2 rRNA genes are annotated in these 3,836 nt (G+C 53.6%); both read right to left on the reverse strand.

Features of this window, described 5'->3' with window-relative positions:
• Positions 1 to 51: 51 nt before the first annotated feature.
• Positions 52 to 168: ribosomal RNA gene (gene rrf, locus IFT89_RS19765) — 5S ribosomal RNA — on the reverse strand.
• 136 nt (positions 169 to 304) lie between these two features.
• Positions 305 to 3,422 (reverse strand): 23S ribosomal RNA (locus IFT89_RS19770).
• Between the last annotated feature and the right edge of the window lie 414 nt (positions 3,423 to 3,836).

The following is a 3,836-nucleotide window of genomic DNA, read 5'->3' on the forward strand; positions in this document are numbered from 1 at the left end:
TTAACGCAAAATGGCCACCCAAGAACCTTGGGTGGCCATTTCAACGAAGAAGTCCGGCGGTGTCCTACTCTCCCACAGGGTCCCCCCTGCAGTACCATCGGCGCAAAGAGTCTTAGCTTCCGGGTTCGGAATGTGACCGGGCGTTTCCCTCTCGCTATGGCCGCCGAAACACTATTGATGTATCAAAGTGAACAAGCAAACCAACACGCTGTGCGAACACAGTGGTGTTGTCTGCGGGTTCTCGACCGTACATCGAGAACCACTCAGTGGACGCGTAGCATCTTCGTATTCAAACAAAGAAAGTGTTATCAAATTATCGGCTTATTAGTACCGGTCAGCTCCGAGAGTCTTTCGTCCTCTCTTCCACATCCGGCCTATCAACCCAGTAGTCTGGCTGGGAGCCTCTCGCCCGAAGGCATGGAAATCTCATCTTAAGGCCGGCTTCCCGCTTAGATGCTTTCAGCGGTTATCCATCCCGAACGTAGCTAATCAGCGGTGCTCCTGGCGGAACAACTGACACACCAGAGGTTCGTCCAACCCGGTCCTCTCGTACTAGGGTCAGATCCTTTCAAATTTCCTGCGCGCGCAGCGGATAGGGACCGAACTGTCTCACGACGTTCTAAACCCAGCTCGCGTACCGCTTTAATGGGCGAACAGCCCAACCCTTGGGACCTACTCCAGCCCCAGGATGCGACGAGCCGACATCGAGGTGCCAAACCATGCCGTCGATATGGACTCTTGGGCAAGATCAGCCTGTTATCCCCGAGGTACCTTTTATCCGTTGAGCGACAGCGCTTCCACAAGCCACTGCCGGATCACTAGTCCCGACTTTCGTCCCTGCTCGACTTGTCAGTCTCACAGTCAAGCTCCCTTGTGCACTTACACTCGACACCTGATTGCCAACCAGGTTGAGGGAACCTTTGGGCGCCTCCGTTACTTTTTGGGAGGCAACCGCCCCAGTTAAACTACCCACCAGGCACTGTCCCTGAACCGGATTACGGTTCGAAGTTAGATATCCAGAGTGACCAGAGTGGTATTTCAACAATGACTCCACCTGAACTAGCGTCCAAGCTTCAAAGTCTCCCACCTATCCTACACAAGCCACACCGAACACCAATACCAAGCTGTAGTAAAGGTCACGGGGTCTTTCCGTCCTGCTGCGCGTAACGAGCATCTTTACTCGTAATGCAATTTCGCCGAGTTCGCGGTTGAGACAGCTGGGAAGTCGTTACGCCATTCGTGCAGGTCGGAACTTACCCGACAAGGAATTTCGCTACCTTAGGATGGTTATAGTTACCACCGCCGTTTACTGGGGCTTAAATTCTCAGCTTCGCCTTGCGGCTAACCGTTCCTCTTAACCTTCCAGCACCGGGCAGGCGTCAGTCCGTATACATCGTCTTGCGACTTGGCACGGACCTGTGTTTTTAGTAAACAGTCGCTTCCCACTGGTCTCTGCGGCCTTCAAACGCTTTCGGAGCAAGTCCTAATACGCCTCAGGCCCCCCTTCTCCCGAAGTTACGGGGGCATTTTGCCGAGTTCCTTAACCACGATTCTCTCGATCTCCTTAGTATTCTCTACCTGACCACCTGAGTCGGTTTGGGGTACGGGCCACTAGAACCTCGCGTCGATGCTTTTCTTGGCAGCATAGGATCACCTACTATCCCTTACGGGTCCGTATCGTGTCTCAGCCTTCACGAGAGACGGATTTGCCTATCTCTCAGCCTACGCACTTACACCGGGACAACCATCGCCCGGCATAGGCTACCTTCCTGCGTCACACCTGTTAATACGCTAAACGCACCAGCATGGGGTCGAGCGTTAGACCGGACCCATCATCCCCGAAGGGAATCAGTCGTCCGGGTTAGGACTCTTAGCACCACTGGATTATCTTGGGCGGTTCTTCGCGGGTACGGGAATATCAACCCGTTGTCCATCGACTACGCCTGTCGGCCTCGCCTTAGGTCCCGACTTACCCAGGGAAGATTAGCTTGACCCTGGAACCCTTGGTCTTTCGGAGGACATGTTTCTCACATGTCTTTCGCTACTCATGCCTGCATTCTCACTCGTGTAGCGTCCACGGCTGGTTTACACCGCCGCTTCACTCGCCACACGACGCTCTCCTACCCATCAATACGGCTGGACCACGAAGGCCTACCAAAAATATCAATGCCACAACTTCGGTGGCGTGCTTGAGCCCCGTTACATTGTCGGCGCGGAATCACTTGACCAGTGAGCTATTACGCACTCTTTCAAGGGTGGCTGCTTCTAAGCCAACCTCCTGGTTGTCTGTGCAACTCCACATCCTTTCCCACTTAGCACGCGCTTTGGGACCTTAGTTGGTGGTCTGGGTTGTTTCCCTCTCGACGATGAAGCTTATCCCCCACCGTCTCACTGCTGCGCTCTCACTTACCGGCATTCGGAGTTTGGCTGACGTCAGTAAGCTTTTGGGCCCCATCGGCCATCCAGTAGCTCTACCTCCGGCAAGAAACACGCAACGCTGCACCTAAATGCATTTCGGAGAGAACCAGCTATCACGAAGTTTGATTGGCCTTTCACCCCTATCCACAGCTCATCCCCTCAGTTTTCAACCTAAGTGGGTTCGGTCCTCCACGACGTCTTACCGTCGCTTCAACCTGGCCATGGATAGATCACTTCGCTTCGGGTCTAGGACATGCGACTGAATCGCCCTATTCAGACTCGCTTTCGCTACGGCTACCCCACACGGGTTAACCTCGCCACATATCGCTAACTCGCAGGCTCATTCTTCAAAAGGCACGCTGTCACACCAACAAGGGTGCTCCAACGGTTTGTAAGCAAACGGTTTCAGGTACTATTTCACTCCCCTCCCGGGGTACTTTTCACCTTTCCCTCACGGTACTTGTCCGCTATCGGTCATCTGGGAGTATTTAGGCTTATCAGGTGGTCCTGACAGATTCACACGGGATTTCTCGGGCCCCGTGCTACTTGGGATACTCCTCGCACGATTGCAGCATTTCGACTACCGGGCTGGCACCGTCTCTGGCTGGGCTTTCAATCCCATTCGTCTATACCACGTTCTAATGCTCCCCGAATATCAGTTCGGAGTGAGAAGTCCCACAACCCCGGACATGCAACGCCTGATAGCTATCACACATGCCCGGTTTAGCCTCTTCCGATTTCGCTCGCCACTACTGACGGAATCACTGTTGTTTTCTCTTCCTGGGGGTACTGAGATGTTTCACTTCCCCCCGTTCCCTCTACCCGCCCTATATATTCAGGCGGGAGTCACCAGATCACCACAAGGGGCCTGGCGGGGTTTCCCCATTCGGAAATCCTCGGATCACAGCTCGTTTATCAGCTCCCCGAGGCTTATCGCAGATTACTACGTCCTTCTTCGGCTCCAGATGCCAAGGCATCCACCGTTTGCTCTTAGAAATTTGAAATCACATGAGTTTGAATCGATCGGCACCAGTTACCTGATGCAGATTGACCAATGATCAACATCACTTCCGAAGAAGCATGTTTTGATCTTTGTGATCCACAACCCCGAAGGGTCATGAATCTAAGATGCTCGCGTCCACTGTGTAGTTCTCAAAGTACGGGCGGTACCTCTCTCCTTGACCATTGATGTCAAGCAAAAGAGGCCCTGAGGTTCGTCCTCGCATCCGAAGATGCGGATCCGGTCCCTCAGGACCCAACAGCGTGCATATGCAAACCCTCCAGCCGGCCACCGTTCCAATCTCCCGAAGAAGACGTACTTGCTGGCAGACTCTCACGTCTGCATCAATGTCAATGTTCCACCCATGAGCGCCACCCGAGAACATTCGTCTCAGTGTGACTTGGCAACGTAAACCTCG

It is taken from the genome of Plantibacter sp. CFBP 13570, from assembly GCF_014841395.1.
Classification (GTDB): domain Bacteria; phylum Actinomycetota; class Actinomycetes; order Actinomycetales; family Microbacteriaceae; genus Plantibacter; species Plantibacter auratus.